The sequence below is a fragment of the Gluconacetobacter dulcium genome, from assembly GCF_014174165.1.
Classification (GTDB): Bacteria; Pseudomonadota; Alphaproteobacteria; order Acetobacterales; family Acetobacteraceae; genus Gluconacetobacter; species Gluconacetobacter dulcium.
Genome location: NZ_JABEQN010000010.1, coordinates 20316 through 35532, shown reverse-complemented (window position 1 = coordinate 35532; position 15217 = coordinate 20316). Strand labels below are relative to the sequence as shown.

Annotated in this window: 13 protein-coding genes; 4 read left to right on the top strand and 9 right to left on the bottom strand. The window is 61.2% G+C overall.

Going from position 1 to position 15217, the window contains the following annotated elements; genetic code table 11:
* Positions 1-73: 73 nt before the first annotated feature.
* Positions 74-2341 (bottom strand): TonB-dependent hemoglobin/transferrin/lactoferrin family receptor, encoded by a 2268-nt coding sequence (locus tag HLH25_RS09625; protein WP_182973854.1) that lies wholly within the window; start codon positions 2339-2341, stop codon positions 74-76.
* Positions 2342-2658: 317 nt separating this feature from the next.
* Here HLH25_RS09625 and HLH25_RS09620 point away from each other — a divergent pair, with 317 nt between their 5' ends.
* Positions 2659-3237: a biliverdin-producing heme oxygenase gene (locus HLH25_RS09620; RefSeq protein WP_310888868.1), complete on the top strand. Its 579-nt coding sequence runs from the start codon at positions 2659-2661 to the stop codon at positions 3235-3237.
* Positions 3238-3436: 199 nt separating this feature from the next.
* Entirely contained in the window at positions 3437-4900 is a 1464-nt protein-coding gene (locus HLH25_RS09615; RefSeq protein WP_182973852.1) for a GGDEF domain-containing protein, read from the top strand.
* A 198-nt stretch (positions 4901-5098) separates the two neighbouring features.
* On the opposite strand, the gene HLH25_RS09610 is transcribed toward HLH25_RS09615, so the two are convergent.
* Complete coding sequence (locus tag HLH25_RS09610) at positions 5099-5674, bottom strand: hypothetical protein (RefSeq protein WP_182977190.1); 576 nt, start codon at positions 5672-5674, stop codon at positions 5099-5101.
* Between the two features lie 188 nt (positions 5675-5862).
* Positions 5863-6483 carry a hypothetical protein gene (locus tag HLH25_RS09605; protein WP_182973850.1) on the bottom strand — a complete coding sequence of 207 codons (621 nt, stop codon included), beginning with the start codon at positions 6481-6483 and terminating at the stop codon, positions 5863-5865.
* 173 nt (positions 6484-6656) lie between these two features.
* On the opposite strand from HLH25_RS09605, the gene HLH25_RS09600 reads away from it, so the two are divergent.
* Positions 6657-7094, top strand: a complete 438-nt coding sequence (locus HLH25_RS09600; RefSeq protein WP_114727965.1) for a Fur family transcriptional regulator — start codon at positions 6657-6659, stop codon at positions 7092-7094.
* Between the two features lie 82 nt (positions 7095-7176).
* Here the strand turns inward: HLH25_RS09600 and HLH25_RS09595 are convergent, their stop codons facing one another.
* A complete protein-coding gene (locus HLH25_RS09595) occupies positions 7177-7401 on the bottom strand; it encodes a (2Fe-2S)-binding protein (protein ID WP_114727966.1) in 225 nt (74 codons plus the stop codon).
* A 219-nt stretch (positions 7402-7620) separates the two neighbouring features.
* Between HLH25_RS09595 and HLH25_RS09590 the strand changes: the two genes are divergently transcribed.
* A complete protein-coding gene (locus tag HLH25_RS09590) occupies positions 7621-8577 on the top strand; it encodes a hypothetical protein (protein ID WP_182973849.1) in 957 nt (318 codons plus the stop codon).
* Between the two features lie 55 nt (positions 8578-8632).
* Here the strand turns inward: HLH25_RS09590 and HLH25_RS09585 are convergent, their stop codons facing one another.
* The 5 genes from HLH25_RS09585 to HLH25_RS09565 form a co-directional block, all read right to left on the bottom strand.
* Entirely contained in the window at positions 8633-9067 is a 435-nt protein-coding gene (locus tag HLH25_RS09585) for a response regulator (RefSeq protein WP_182973848.1), read from the bottom strand.
* A 185-nt stretch (positions 9068-9252) separates the two neighbouring features.
* Positions 9253-11343 (bottom strand): S46 family peptidase, encoded by a 2091-nt coding sequence (locus tag HLH25_RS09580; protein ID WP_182973847.1) that lies wholly within the window; start codon positions 11341-11343, stop codon positions 9253-9255.
* 786 nt (positions 11344-12129) lie between these two features.
* The gene (locus tag HLH25_RS09575) at positions 12130-14226 is read right to left on the bottom strand and encodes a methyl-accepting chemotaxis protein (RefSeq protein ID WP_220791760.1); all 2097 of its coding nucleotides are present in this window, start codon (positions 14224-14226) and stop codon (positions 12130-12132) included.
* 398 nt (positions 14227-14624) lie between these two features.
* Entirely contained in the window at positions 14625-14855 is a 231-nt protein-coding gene (locus HLH25_RS09570) for a hypothetical protein (protein WP_182973845.1), read from the bottom strand.
* Positions 14824-15144: a hypothetical protein gene (locus HLH25_RS09565; RefSeq protein ID WP_220791759.1), complete on the bottom strand. Its 321-nt coding sequence runs from the start codon at positions 15142-15144 to the stop codon at positions 14824-14826. The genes HLH25_RS09570 and HLH25_RS09565 overlap by 32 nt, the downstream gene beginning before the upstream one ends.
* Positions 15145-15217: the final 73 nt, after the last annotated feature.

Below are 15217 nucleotides of genomic sequence, written 5' to 3'. Positions count from 1 at the left end.
GCCATCGGGTCATGAAAAAACGCGCCGGCTTGTCGCCGGCGCGTCTCACATGGGGGGCGATCCGCCGGAAGGATCAGAATTCGATCCGTGCGGTGACTTTGAACGAGCGGCCCGGCTGGCTGTAATATTGTTCGGACAGGCTGCTGCTGGACTGGCCATAGGGCAGCGCGGCGGCGTTGTAATAGGTCTTGTCGAAGATATTGTACATGCCGGTCTGAATGCGCAGGGGGCGGTAGAAGGTCGGGCTGTACCAGCCCGTCAGATCGAACAGCACGTAGCCCGGCGTCTTCCACTGGCTGACCGGTGTGCCTGAAGTCGTCAGGTATTTTGCGTTGTCCCGTGCCGTCGCAAACGTCGCGGACAGGCTCGTGCCCCAGTTCTCGCCCTTGTAGCCGAAGCCGATGATGCCACGGAACGGGGCAACGGAACTGAGGTGGTAGTTCAGATCGGTATTGCGGCCGTCGGCATAGGCGAACGAGCCCCATGCCTGCCAGTGCTTGTCGAACGCCCATTGAGCACTGGCCTCGACCCCGTAAATGCGCACATGCCCCAGGTTGGCGTAGCCATAGCAGTAATAATATCCACTACATCCGCTCACGCCGACCATGTCTATGAAGTTTTTATAGTAATTATCATAGAACGAGACATTGGCGCCGCGTTCGGAATTTCCGTATTTCATGCCCACTTCCCAGCCTCGGCTGGTTTCCGGCTTGATATCGGGATTGCCGACGACCTGATAGATCGGCGGCGTGCTGTAATTGAGATAGGCTTCGGTCGCCGAGGGGGCGCGGAACGCCTGCGAATACTGGCCGTAAAGCGTCAGGTCGTGGGCCACGCGCGCCTCGATCAGCACCTTGGGCGAGAAATGCCCGCCATGCGCGCCCCGTGGCAGACCGGCATAGCCGGGATTGTTCCTGAAGAAGGCGCTGTTCCGCGGGGCGCGCTGGTAATAATCGAAGCGGAAACCCGGCGTGATATGGAACCATTCGCCAACGCCCATGCCGATGCGGTCCTGTAGGATCGCGCCCAGGTCGGTGCCATGGACCTTCGGCATGTCGGCATAATTATCGTGCGTGTAGGCACTTGTCGTGGCGCGCTGCCCGGTTTCATGCTGGCTGGTATCGGTCAGATAGACCTCGCCGCCGAAGGTGATGGCGTGATGCAGCGGACCTGTGAAGAGATTGGCTGTCGCCGAGCCGGTCATGCCGTAGGACTGCACCGACAGGTTGAGATTTTCATGCGCATTGGCGGCGGGGCGGAGGCTGTTCGTGTTGCGGATGTCGGTGATCGTGTTGGTGTCCTGCCAATAAGCCAGAAAATGCCCTTCGCTGAACAGGGCGGTCGGACTTTCCGCCTTGTAGTCGTAATTGGCCGAGACGCGGGCACGCTTGTTCTCGCTGCCTGTGCGGTAATGCTGCCCCGCGCTGGTCTCCGATGTCATGGTGTGTTCGTCATAATTGCGGTCGAACCATTCTCCCGTCAGCCCCACCCGGTGGCCGCCCGCGAAGTAATGCCGGATCTTGCCCAGAAAACTGCCCTGATCGTAGGAGGCCGGGTTGCTTCTGGTCCGCGCGCGCCCGCTGCCCCCGATCCGGCCCATGTTGCCGGTCTGGCTGCCGTTCTGATAACCGCCTTCCAGCAGAAAGAGCGTATCGCCGTAGCGGGCGGCGAACGTCTGGTTAAGGTAGGCGCTTTCGCTCGATCCATCATATGTGGTCTTGGTCAGCCCGCCGAAACTCTTGCCCGGCTTGAGAATATCTTCCGGGTCCAGCGTGCGCAGCGCAACGACGCCGCCAAGCGATCCCGTCCCGAAAAAGCTGGAATCGGCGCTTTTAACAACGTCGATCGCACCGAGGGAATTGAAGTCGAAGGCGCTGACGCCGCCCTGGGCTGTATTGTAGGTGCCGGTATAGGCACCGTCATTGGCCCAACTCGTGCGCACCCCGTCGATCGTCGTCAGAATGCGGTTCTGGTCGAGGCCACGGATATTGATGCTGGCATTACCGGCACTGTAATTGACGGCGGCATCGACGCGACGTGCGTAATCTTCCAGATTGTCGATCTGGCGATCGCGAAACACCTTGTAGGTCGTGGTGGTCGTCAGTACGGCCGGCTTGCCGGTGCTGCTGTGGTCTGCATCGGGATCGAATTTCATGGAATCGATCACATCGGCACGCCCTGAGACTTTCACCGGCCGGAGGTTGATCGCAGGGGCAGCGGGACGCGCGCCGGTTGCGTTCGCGGGTTGCTGACTGGGGGCAGTGGCGCTGCCGGGCGCCGCCTTCCTGGCGGTGAGTGCATCGGTTGCCGGCGCATCAGTCGCGGCACGGGCGAAATCCATGGATGCATATCCGCAGGTCAGTGCGGATGTCGCCAGTATATGACAGAGAATCGTGCGATGCCGTTTTTTTTGCCGCCTTATCACCGCGTGCTCCATAAATGAGAATTGTTCGCATCTAATGCGGGGGCGGTGTTCTGCTTGTCAACATAAAATGCGCTTGATTCTCATTTGCATAAAAGGCAAAAGATCAGGCAATCAACAATTGTCTGATGAAATGGGCTTGGCTGGAAACAGACGAAACAATCCGCAAATCATTCGTTACATTCTGTCTGTTTGCGCTGTCTGACATGAATGGAAATAATCGAAGGATTCCTATCGTGAGCGACCCGATCCTGACCTCACCCCTGTCATCACAACTCAAGGCGCATACGCACGCCATTCATGAGCAGCTGGACCATGCCATCATGACAGCCGGCATGTTCTCGGATCGGCCGGGGTATCAAAATTTCGTGCTGGTCCAATATCGGTTCCATCGAGACCTGAACGTACTCTATGGCGATCCAGCTCTTGCACGCATCGTGCCCGATCTGCCCGCACGAAACCGGTTTGCACAGTTGGTCGAAGATATGGCGGACCTGGATATTCCCACCCCTGAAGCGACGGAACGCCCTGTCGCCCATGATCCGTCGGAGGCAATGGGGTGGCTGTATGTGGCCGAAGGATCGAAGCTGGGGGCCGGCATTCTGACGCGCCTGGCCGAAAAGCTGGGCTTCGGCGCCTCGTTCGGCGCCCGTCACCTGCAACCCGATCCGGCGGGCCGCGGGCGCTCCTGGTCGGCTTTTCAGGAGGCGATTGATCGCGCCGGGCTGGACCCGGACCGCTGTGTCATCGGGGCCGAAAGCGGTTTTACGCGCGTAATCGACTATCTCGGCAGCGTTACGTCGGCGCGGGCCTGAGGCGGCACCCAAGGGCCGGTGCGGAAGAGAGGGAGACCGCAGGCGGCGGCAGGCAGAGCATGACGCGATATCTACCGCCTGTCATAACGATAACGTATGGAGTCGCCGGCGCTTCAGGTTTATATTCCGCGCAAGATAGCCATTGACCTCTCAACCGCTCGACGGCCGAGACGGAGTGTGCCGGCAGGAGCCGTGTTGAATGGTAGGACCCGCGCGTCCGTGGACCCAAATCGTCCAATCGTCGCGAACTTGGCGCCCGTTCCGGCCGGCCGAGCAGCCGCGCGGGCGCGGCTTGATCCTGCTTTTTCTTCTGCTGTTTGGCGGTCTCGTCGTGATCACCCGTTTCCTCACCGAGGATAATGACGGGTTCTCGGCTTTCTGGCCTGCCAACGCGGTAATGCTGGTCGCTCTGCTGATTCTGCCGGAACGGCGTAGCCTGGCTGTGATGGCCGGCTGCTGTGCGATCAATCTGTGCGCCAACTATGGGGCGGGATGGGCGAACGGCGAGGCGGTTCAGGCCAGTCTGCTGAATATCATGCAGGTCGCGATAGCGGCCCCTTTGACGCGGCAGTTCTGCGGTGCCCGGACCGATCTGGCGCGCCTGCCGCGTTTCCTCTGCTTTTCGATCATTGCCGTTGCGGCATCCGCGATCGAGGCCGGCTTCGGCGTCCTGGGCGACCGTTTCATCATGGGCGATCCGGCCCCGTTGCTCCGGGACTGGATCCAATGGGTTGCGTGCGACGCGCTCGGCCTGATCCTCGCAACACCGGTCATCATCCATCTGATCCGCAATGTGCGCGGGGACAACGAGTACCGGCGGGGCCGGTCGATGGTGCTCTCGCTCCTGTGCCTGGCGGTTTCGATCGCCAGTTTCGTATGGGGACGTTCACCGCTGCTGCTGTTCAGCTATCCTCTCCTGACCATCGTCGGTTTTCGCGCGAGCCCGGTATGGACATCGGGAACCGTCTTTCTCGTGGCGGTCTGCGCGACGGCGTTCACGCGGCGGGGGATGGGGCCTATCGCGCTCTTTTCAGGTCACGACGTCATTCTGCGCGAGGTGGGAATACAGACCTATCTCGTGTCGCTTGTCCTCACGGTCCTGCCCGCCAATGTATCGGTCGATGAAAACCGGCGTTCTCTGCGGCGGATGCTCTTCGTGCAGGATCGGTTGCGGCAGGCATCGTCGCATGACGAACTGACACTGGCCATGAACCGGCGCACGTTCGAACCGGCGGTCGAGGCGCATATGAGACTCTCCGCAGCGGGCGCGCTGCTGATCGTCGATCTCGACCATTTCAAGCGGATCAACGATACATATGGACATGCTACGGGGGACGACGTACTGCGGGTTTTCTCCCGGCGCCTGATCGTGATCCTTCGGGATGTTCATGGTCTGGTCGCCCGCTATGGCGGAGACGAGTTCGTGGCCTTCATACCCGACGTGCAGACGGTGTCGGACCTGGAGGCGCTCTGCATGCAGGTCCGGCATGAACTGGCATTGCCCTACGACCTGCCGGAGGTGGGGGCCGCGGTCACGGCCAGCATCGGCGCCACGTTGTCCGGATCGGGGCGGCAAGGCATCAAGGACATTCTCCGGCGCGCCGATCTCGCGCTCTACAAGACGAAGGCTGCCGGGCGGAACGGATATACGCTCCTCACCTGAGAAAATGCGGTCTGGTGAGCGAGAGCGGCCCGTCAGGGCCGCGTCCGGCGTGTGTTTCCGAGCAGCGGAGCAGCGCAGCCTTGATGGCCGTGCGCACCGAAGCGCAGGAAACACACGCCGGATCGCCACCAGGGCGCATTTTGGGGTCAGGCTCCGACACGCCGCGCCAATGTTGGAGCCCGACTGTGCAGCAGCCTGCTAAATGGCTCGTATCGGCGGCTCATCCACCGGGCGCGCCAGGACGGCGCCCAGCGACGGGATCTCGTTTTCCGTCACCTCGCGCAGCCAGTCGGCCACGGAAACCGGTTCATGCCACCATTGGCGGTCTGCCCCGCCGGTATTCCGGCGGGGCAGGATATAGCCCGCACCGGCGAGGCAGGCCCCCAGCATGGCCAATGCGGCCATCAACCGATCGGGAATATCCCCTTCCGGGAAGAGGGGACGCAACGCCCTTCTGAGATCGGTGACACGACCATTTTGCGCGATCTCGATGGCGTCGAGCAGATGATGTTCGACCGTGGTGACCACAGGCGCCTGGAACGGCATGATTCCGGCCAGCCCCAGCGCGCCGGGCGGCATCATGGCCGCGGCATCGGCCAACATCCGGGCGAGATACGGATAATCCTCCGACAGCAGCGAGAGCGGCAGGCGTGCCATCGTCTCGTCGCGCGACAGGCCGCCCACCGGGCCGCCAGGCATGAAATGGCGCATCACATGCACCGCCAGCCGTTCGCTGCGTGAAAGAGCGTTCATGGATGTTTGCGGATGGGTCATGATTATTTCCGATCACTGCCGTGTCGGCTCCCTTGGAGGTTTTCTGCCCGGCCTCCTGCCTTATCCCTTTATAATAATAGATGCGGCTGCCTCGCGTTTGCATCTACAAGATGGCAGGACACCCATGACAAAACAGGGGGAGGGCGAGCGGCCAATCGCGGGTGCCCGGCCATCGACAGACCCGGCGGCTAATGGACGAGGCCGAGATTTTCCGGATGCGGCCAGTGATGGTGGCTCATTCCCATATCCAGTTCCTGCCAGCGTGCCATGGCGACCAAGGCGGCGGTATCCGTACCCTGTCGCCGGAGCGCATCGGCCTCATCGGTTTGCATTTCGATCAGGCGGGGCGGCTGGGTAGCGGGGGAGGGGCGGCGGCTGGGCAGCCAGTGCCCCGCGCCGGCCAGGCACGCGGCCAGCACCGTGACGGCGGCGGCGAAGCGCGACTGCACATAATGATGCGGAAAGACCCGCCGCAATGCCGCACGGACCGCAGCCTCGTTTCCGTTCTGTGCCGCCGACGTTGCGTCCAGAAAGCCCTCTTCGGTGGCAGTCAGCATCATCGTGCCGGGCATGCCCACGTCCAGACGGTCCATGCGCAGTCCAGCCATCCGGCTCATCGCGGCGCGAAACGCCTCCACGACTCCTTCGAGGTCGGCGTGGAACCCCACCATGAACAGGCTCCGGGCCACCGGGCGGGACGATGCGCCCGTGCAGGCGGGCACCTCGCGCCGCGTGATGCATCGGATCATCCAGATGGCCAGCTTCTCGCTGCAGGAGAGGTCGTTCACGTAATGCCGTGCGTGGCTCATTGGGCACTCCTGGCCGGCGACGCCGCCGATCTGTTGCTGTGTCACGGCACTATATGAGAACGATTATCATTTGCAAACATGAAATGCTCACATCGTGATGATGTCCGCCCCATCCAGGCGCCGTGCCAATCCATTGGACGCGATTCGTCGGATCAGGCTATGCTGGGGAGGCAATGAAAACAGACGACAGGCTGGACTCCCCGATCGCCGCGATGTGCCGCGAGAAGGGCATGAAACTGACCGGGCAGCGGCGTACGATCGCGCATGTCCTGTCCGAATCCGACGATCATCCCGATGTTGAGGAACTCTATCGCCGGGCCACGGCGGTCGATCCGCATATCTCCATCGCGACAGTGTACCGGACGGTGCGGCTGTTCGAGGAGAAGGGCATCCTGCGGCGTCGCGATTTCGGCGGGGGCCGAGCGCGGTACGAGACGACCGATCATGGGGACCATTTCCACCTGATCGATGTCGATACCGGTACCGTCATGGAATTCGACGACGACGAGCTGAAAGCTCTGCTGGCGGAAATCGCTGCCAGGATGGGCTACGAGGTCGCGACGACCCGTCTGGAACTCTACGGCCGCCGCAAGAAGAAAAAAGGCCGGTAATCCGGCTGGCACAAAGCCGGCCGGGCTTTCGGCCCGGAACGGTCCACGCTGGATGACCGCCAGCGCGTTTTCGGTCGGATTCTCAGGCGTGGCCGGCGTGCTGCCGTTGCGCATCCGCGTTGGGCAGCCCTTCCAGAGTGGCGGCCTTCAGCGCGTTGCGCAGCAGGCAGAGCATTCCCGGAACACAGTTGCCGCACTGCGCGCGGCATTGCCGCGCGGCATGGATTTCGGCGGGGCGCGACGCGCCCGCGCGGATGGCGGATTCGATGTCCGTATGGGACAGCGCATTGCACGAACAGACGATCATGAAGGCTCCGCTCCCGGCGAGGTGTAAGGAGGTCTTCATTCTTCGTATTGCAATTGCGATGCGGTCGCAATAATGATCGGAGGCCACGGGACATCCGGCAGTTGCCCGACCGTCGATTTCCCAACCCCGTCCCGTGGAAACTCCGGCGGCACCGAGGGCGCGCTTGCGCTGTTTGGTGCCGCTGTTCTCTTTTCGCCTCCTGACGGGAAGCTGTTGACGATGAGCGAGACAATCGGTTGCGACGCCTCCTGGCACCTCACGCACTCACAACCGCCACTGCTGGTGGATTATTTCGATCCCGGCCGCGGATTTGCCGGGCAGATCAACGGGCTGGTCAGCCGGTTCCAGACGGTCCAGGCGGTGTGCCAGAATGGCGAGGGTCCACTGCGCCTGACCGAACTGCGCAATGAACTGGCCTTTCATCTGGTCAAGATGTCGCGCTGGTGGGGGTTCGATTTCTGCCCGCTGGGCCTGACGGGCGTGCGCAACCCGCTGTTCATGAGCTACGTGAAGGCGCATGCGGCCCGGTCGGTCGAGGACGAGTCGCTGCTGGATCTCTTCACCGTGCAGCGTCATATGCACGGGGGCGATCCGGGCCATATCCTGGTTCTCGGCCGCGACCCGGAGAGCAGCGGCACGATGTCGATTCTCTACGGCGTCGACGGCCAGAAATCCTTCCGCTTCACGACCAGGGCCAACGGTGCCGCGATCGCGTGGTATCGCCACAGCTATCCCGATTTCGTCAGCGCGTGGCTGGCGGCGTGGACCTATCACTGCCCGGCCGGCCATGTCTGCGCGAACATGCGCGAGCATCTGGCCGCCGAGCGCGAACATACCTGGGCGCGAAGCTGGCACCGCCAGCATTTTCACCGCACGGGCGGGAGCCTGGTCGTCCGACTCTATCTGGATGCGATGAGCCAGCTTTCGGCGTGCGAGTCCCGTTTCGGCCGGATGGAGTTCGAATCCATCGTGAATGCCATCGCCTTCAAGATCGTGCGACATGCGGTCGAGCGGCGGATCGCCATTGCCAGCCTGCTTGCGGAAGGCAGCGCGCAGGAGATGAGCCAGCGCGTGATCGATGTCATCCGGCAGAGGGCGCGCCTGTATGTCGGCCGGTCGATTGATTCGCTCCAGCGCCCGAAACTGGAGGCGCTGCTCGATCAGTGCGTCCCGTAACCTTCGGGAGCCAGGGTGGAAACCCGCATGGTGTGCTCTGATCCTGGCCGGGTCGTCAGACCGTCAGCGCGGCCCTGTCGGGTTCGACCCAGTGTGATCGTGCTTCGGGGCCAAACAATGTCTCCCGCGTCCAGTGCCCGAGCAGCCAGTCGCTCCGGCCGGGCGCCCCCGCCATCAGGGCATCCAGGATAATGCAGAGCGGTGTTTCCGCCGGATAATGTGCGAGGAAAGCCCTTGCCGCCCGCATCGAGGCGATGGTGATCGTTTCGTGATAGCCGCTTGAGAGCGTATTGGCCGTGCCGCTGGCCTCGTTATAGGCACGGATCAGGCCGCGCATGATCGGCAGTTCCGCCCATTCCGGCCGATGGCGCAGCAGCCACAGGGCGACGGCGAAATGGGCCGCGTGCGTCCATTTCGCCTTCGGCAGGGTGCCGCTCAGAAACGCCGATACGATATCGTTGATCTCGGTATCGTCGCTGTAAGCAGGCATGGCGGCGGGCTTTCTGGAAAAACCGTCTGATAGGAAGACGCCGCCGCGATGGGGCGGTGTTGCCCGAGGGAGGCAAGGCGCATTCGTCCTATGCCACCACGGCAAAGAGGGGAAGGCCGGTCCATGACCATGCACCGGGAGAAAGGGCATGCCACGACGCGGCCTTCCGGTTAAGGCGCGGCCCGTCAGCGGTGGCCGCGCACCAGTTCGTCGGCCAGCGCGGGTTCGGCGTAGACCGTGCGCAGCGCGGCGATGATGGCGCTGGTGTCGGTCGAAACCGCGCGGTTGCTGCCGATGTCGTAATACAGATCGCCGGCCAGGCTGGGCAGGTTGCCGTCGAAGATCAGCCCGACCGCATGGCCCTGACGGTCAAGCACCGGCGAGCCGGAATTGCCGCCCACGATATCGTTGGTCGAGACGAAATCGAGATGGGTGGACAGGTCCAGCCGGGCCTTCGCGTCCAGCCAGCGTTTGGGCAGGGCGAAAGGCTCGCTGCCGGTGGCATGGCGATACATGCCGGCGAAGTCGGTAAAGGGCGGAATATCCGCGCCGTCCTGCCGCCAGCCCTGCACCGTGCCGAAGGAAAGGCGCGGCGAGAAGGTGGCATCGGGATAGATCGCATCGAGCCGCCCCGCCGCCTGTGCCTGCGCGAAGCGGGCGCGGGCGATGTCCCCCTCGGCCTTGTGCAACGGTGCCGATACCTCGTTGAGCATACGCTCGCGCAGCGCGTCATAGGCGGGGAAGAGCGTCCGGGCGAAGATGACCATCGGATCGGTCGCCTTGTCGATCGCCGCCTGGCCGCCATGCCACAATGCGGTGCGTATGGCAGGGTCCGCCAGCCGGGTCTCCTTCACCAGTCGCGCCGCCACGGCATCCGGGCTGTCGTTCCCCAGCGCGGTGCGGACCAGCGGATCGTCCGCGCCCAGGATCTGGCGCAGGCTCGTCAATGCCAGGGCGAGGGACGCGGTTTCCAGTTCCGGATAGACAGGCTCGCTGGCGGCAAGCTCCGTTTCGATTTCGCCAAGTTGTGCGTCGTGATAGCCGGCATGCCGTTTGGCATCGGGTTTTGCGCGTTCGCGGGCGCCTTCGACCAGCGTCATGGCGTCACCGGCCAGACCATGCAGGGCCATATGCAGCGCGAGATTGCGGGCGAACAGGTCCTTCTGCACGCCGATCGCCTTGTCCACGACCGCGAAAGGCTGTCCATATTCGGCGCGCCGCGCCGGGTCCGCGTCGATCCAGGCTTGCAGGGCCGCATCCTCTTTCGCCCGTTGGGCGACGATATCGCTCGATCGCAGGGCGGCTTCGGTGCCGGAATAGGATTTCAGCGCGTTCTGCACGCCGAACAGCGTATCCTCGGCCTGCCGTGCATGTTCGGCGCTTTCGCGCGCATATTGCCAGAGCATGCCTTCGCGCACCGAGAATATGTCGATAATGGCCGGATTGGCGATATCGCGCTGGAAGGCCAGGGCCGCCGCGGGCAGGCCGCGCTGGGTGCGGCCCGGATTGCCCGAGGTGAAGACGAGGTCTCCGGCCTTGGGGCCTTTGGGGTCGAATTGCAGGAAGGGTGTGTGGACCGGCTTGCCATCCTCGTACACCCGCAGCATCGACAGGTCGATATCATAGCGCGGATAATTGAAATTGTCGGGGTCGCCACCGAAGAACGCGATATCCTGCTCGGGCGCCATCACCACCCGTACATCCTTGTAGCGGCGATAGCGATAGAGCGCCGTCTGTCCGCCATGATAGAGGGCCACCATGTCGCAGCGCCAATGTTCGGCGTCGCCGGCGGCGCACGCCTTGGTCAACCGGCTTTCGACTTCCTGCACGGCGGCGTTATAGGCCGCACCCTGCCGCCCCTTCGTCGCCTGCGCGACCTGGGACGACACGTCGGTGATGCCGTCCAGCCGGTCGAGTTCCATGCCGGGGCACTGACGTTCCTCGGCGAGCGACTGCGTGTGGAACCCGTCACGGAAATAATCATGCGTCTTGTCCGACAGGGCGGACAGGCATGAATTGGCACAATGGTGATTGGTCATGACCAGCCCGTCCGCCGAGACGAACGAGGCCGAACAGCCTTCGGCCAACCGGGCGGACGATTGCACGACGTGCTGGATCCATGCCGCATCGGGCTGAAATCCATAGTTCTTCTGCAAAGCAGCTTTCGGAAGGTGGTCGAACGTCCACATGCCCTCGTCCGCGCGGGCACTGACGGAGCCCGCCAGAAGCGACAGGATCGCACCCGACAGCATCAGATAGGATTTTGCAAGTGACATACGCGCATCTCGCCATTGAGTTATGATATAACATTATGCACGAGTTCGTATCGCACGCCAACACGCGATTTTCCCATGAAAAAGACCGTATGCGACGAAACCGATCACCAAGAAAAACATCAGGTTGGATGACGGTAGCCATGGGGGCGACAGGGATAAGCTTAAACGGCTATGGTAAATTTACGCGGCCTGCATCGAGAATTTTTCCCTGGTGTTTTCATAAAAAATGGCTTTTTCTAAAATAATGTCACCGGTTTCTTTCTGCTGCTCTGAAGATTTGTTATTTATGTGTTCGCTTATGAGTGGAAAGAGCATTTTTGTGGAGTCAGGGGATGCGTCCTGCAAAAAAGTCGGAGAGAATATTAATAACAACAAATACAATATTCGTATTTTCCCTTGTTGTCTTCATTCATTTACATGATGGAAGACCGGCTGAAATTATATTTTCGTCCATTATGCTGATCGGATCCGCGGTAGGTCTTTTGGGAGGGTATTTAAATTATAGGGTTTCAAAAAAGAAATAGAGTATATTTTATGTTCGTGCGCGAGATAGAGGCGGCGCGTAATCCTCAGGCGGGCGCTCTGTTCATTTGATCTGCAAAATCCGTCTGCGTAGCTCGACAGAGTTATAATTTCTTTTTGAATACTAATATAATGTATCGCTCATCTGCAAAAATTTCCAATCAATTCTTATAAACTTGCAGGCGAGAATGATCGCCCGCCCCGTTGGGCGCGTCATGCGTGGGGGCGGGCTCGATCCAATCTGTCATCCAATCTGTCAGGGTGTCATCGTGCCTTGTTCCGGGGCCGGTATTGGACGAGATTCGTGCTGTCCGGAAGATGGAAGCGGCCGACAAGCTGGGTCATCCTGTCCGTCTCGCCCGCCAGGCGGCGCGCGGCGGCGTGGGAATGTTCGGCCACGGTGGCATTGCGCTGCGTCACCTGGTCCATGTCGCTGACCGTGATGTTGATCTGGGTCAGGGTGGCGGATTGTTCCTGCCCGGCTGTCAGGATCTGGTTCAGATTATCGCTGATCTCGGCGATGAAGCGGGAGATGTCCTGAAGCGACTTGCCGGTTTCGGTCACGCGTTTCGAGCCGGTCTTGATGTCCGATGTCGTGGTCCTGAGCAGGGTGCCGATCTCCTTGGCCGCCTGGGCGCAACGCTGCGACAGGGCCCGGACCTCGCTGGCGACGACGGCGAAGCCCTTGCCCGCATCGCCGGCCCGGGCGGCCTCGACGGCGGCGTTGAGCGCCAGGATATTGGTCTGGAAGGCGATGATGTCGATCGTCTCGATGATGGCGACGATCTGTTTCGAGTTGTCCTCGATCCGCGCCATGGCCGTCTGTGTCTGCTGCATGAGGTCGGACGAACTGCTGGCGGAACCACGGGCCTGCACGCCGATCTTCTGCGCGGTGCCGATCTGCTGGACGGATTCGCTGACGCTTTCGGTAATCTCGTTGACCGCTGCCGCCGTCTGCTCCAGCGAGGCGGCCTGCTGCTCCGTCCGCTTGGCCAGGGTTTCGGCTTCGGTCGCAAGCTGCGCGGTGTTCTTGCTGATGCTGCGGCCCATGCCGGCGATGTCGGACAGCGCCTCGGCGAGCTGGCGTACCGACTGGTTGAAATTCTGTCGCAGGGGCTCGAATTCGGGCGGCAGGGCGGTGTTGATCTGGCAGGAGAGATCGCCCCTGGCCAGGTTGTCGAGCCCGTCTCCCATGGTCCTGATGACGTTGTTGATATTGCGGATCTTGGTTTCTTCTTCCTGCCGCGTCTTCCGCTGAAGCGCCTCATGCTGGGTTCGGGCTTCCGTCGCATGGGCTTCCGCCTCCCGGCCTCTCAGGAGCGTCTTGCGAAAGCCTTCCAGGCCCTGGGCGACCCTGCCGATTTCGTCGCCGCGCCCGGTGCCGGGAACCGCCCGGTCATATTGGCCCAGGGTCAGATCGGAAACCGCCGCCAGCAGGTTGCGGAACGGCTCCCTGATCAGTTTTCGCGAGATGAAATAGACGACGAGAACGGAAAGGATCATCAGCAGCACGCCCGAAATCAGCAGGGCGACGATGTTGTTCGTCACCGGCGCATCCAGCGCGGCACGGGGGATGTCGACGACGAGGGTCCAGACATTGCTGAAGCCGGGGATCTGGAAAGGAACCATCACCCGCTCCAGCTCCCCGTCATGAAAACCACGGATGATCCGGACCTTGCGGCTGGAAATCGCCTGCGACAGCTCGGCCTTTCCGTCGTCCGTGTAGGGCTGGAGCAGGCGCTTCTTGTCGGGGTGTGAAATCCAGACCATGTCCTGGGACAGAAGCGAAATGTTCTTGCTGCCGAAGACGTCGGACGAGCCGAGCAGGGTGACGATCCAGTCCAGGGGAGTATCGATCCCGGTCACGCCGATCTTCCTGCCGTCGAACACCAGCGGATAGGAAAACGAGATCATCTCCACGCCGCTGCCTTCGTCGATATAGGGCTCCGTCAGAATGGGCTCGCCGCTGGCCATCGGCTGGGTGAACCAGCCCTGGCTGTAATGCTCGTCGACGGCGTTGAAATCGATCGATCCGTCGGGTTTGCGGACATAATAGGGATTGAGGATGCCATGGCTGTTCACCCCCGGCGCATTGAGTGCCTTCTGCCCGTCGAACCCGCCGGGGATTTCCTCCATCCACACGGCATAGAGGTTGGGGGACCGGATCTCCGTCTCGCGAAGCAGGCTGACGATTTCGGCCCGGCTGGCCGTTCCGGCCTTGTGGCTTGCTTCAATGGCCACCTTGTTGGCGCGCGCGATATCGTTCAGGTCCAGCAGGCGCCGGGTGATCTGGTCGACCAGGATCTGGCTGCGGGAGGTCGCTTCGGAAAAAACGCTTTTTTCAACCTGGGACTTCATCATCCATGCCGATATCGTCATGGCCACGACCTGTATGGCGATGAAGGCGAGCCCGCATATCAGAACAATGCGCGCGGACAAGCTGTTCCATGGACGGCGTTCTAAATGTCCCGGCATAAAATATCGCATCCTTTATGTATTCTCATGACCTTTCATGGAAGGCATCATGTTCCCGTCACCTGCAAATGGCTTCCCAGGCCATGTCAGGGAATGGTTCCAACACAACGATCCTGAAAGTTTATGCCGGTCAGCCTAACATATCGTTTTTTTATGTAAATGAAATTGCCTCTCGGGTGCCGGGGGCCTCGGATGCGTATTCAATCGAGACACCAGCCGCCCAGATCTTGCGGGCTCTGCGCATATCGCGCGGAATCATCAATAATGACGTGTAAAAATGCTCTTCATTCCATCTTTACCTGAAAATCAATTAATGTACGAATATGAGTCATTAAAAAATATGTTAATGGCTGCGTCGGCCGGTTCTTCTGACGCAAGCGCGTGACAATAAACCAGAAAACCATCGCGCCGGTCGCGCCCGCCGCTGCAAAAACACGTCCGTTGAAAAGAAGGGCCGAACGATACGCCGGAAAAAAGCCCGGTTCAGGCACGCCCGCCAATGCGGCGGTGGGCAAAGACGCAAAAATCATCAGCGATCCCAGGCCGCCCCAAAAGAAAGCTTCCAGACACGAAAGCGGGCATCCGGCCCCGCTCTATCGTCTTCACAACGCAAAGCGCTGCGGCGCATGATATCGCGGCAGAGATGGCGATGACGACGAAAAGAACAAGAAACACGATGCCATATAAATAAGCGCCGACGGAGTGGCTGAAATCCGCCGGAAATCTGGACAGGACGAGCACGAAGGTCGTTACGAAAGTCGCGATCATATACGCGGCGAAGAGATCTTTTGTCCTGGACGCCATGACATCTCCGCGTTCAGATCCGGCGCGGGTCGAAACTCTCATTGACGAGCACTCATGGTTTCGATCCCCGATC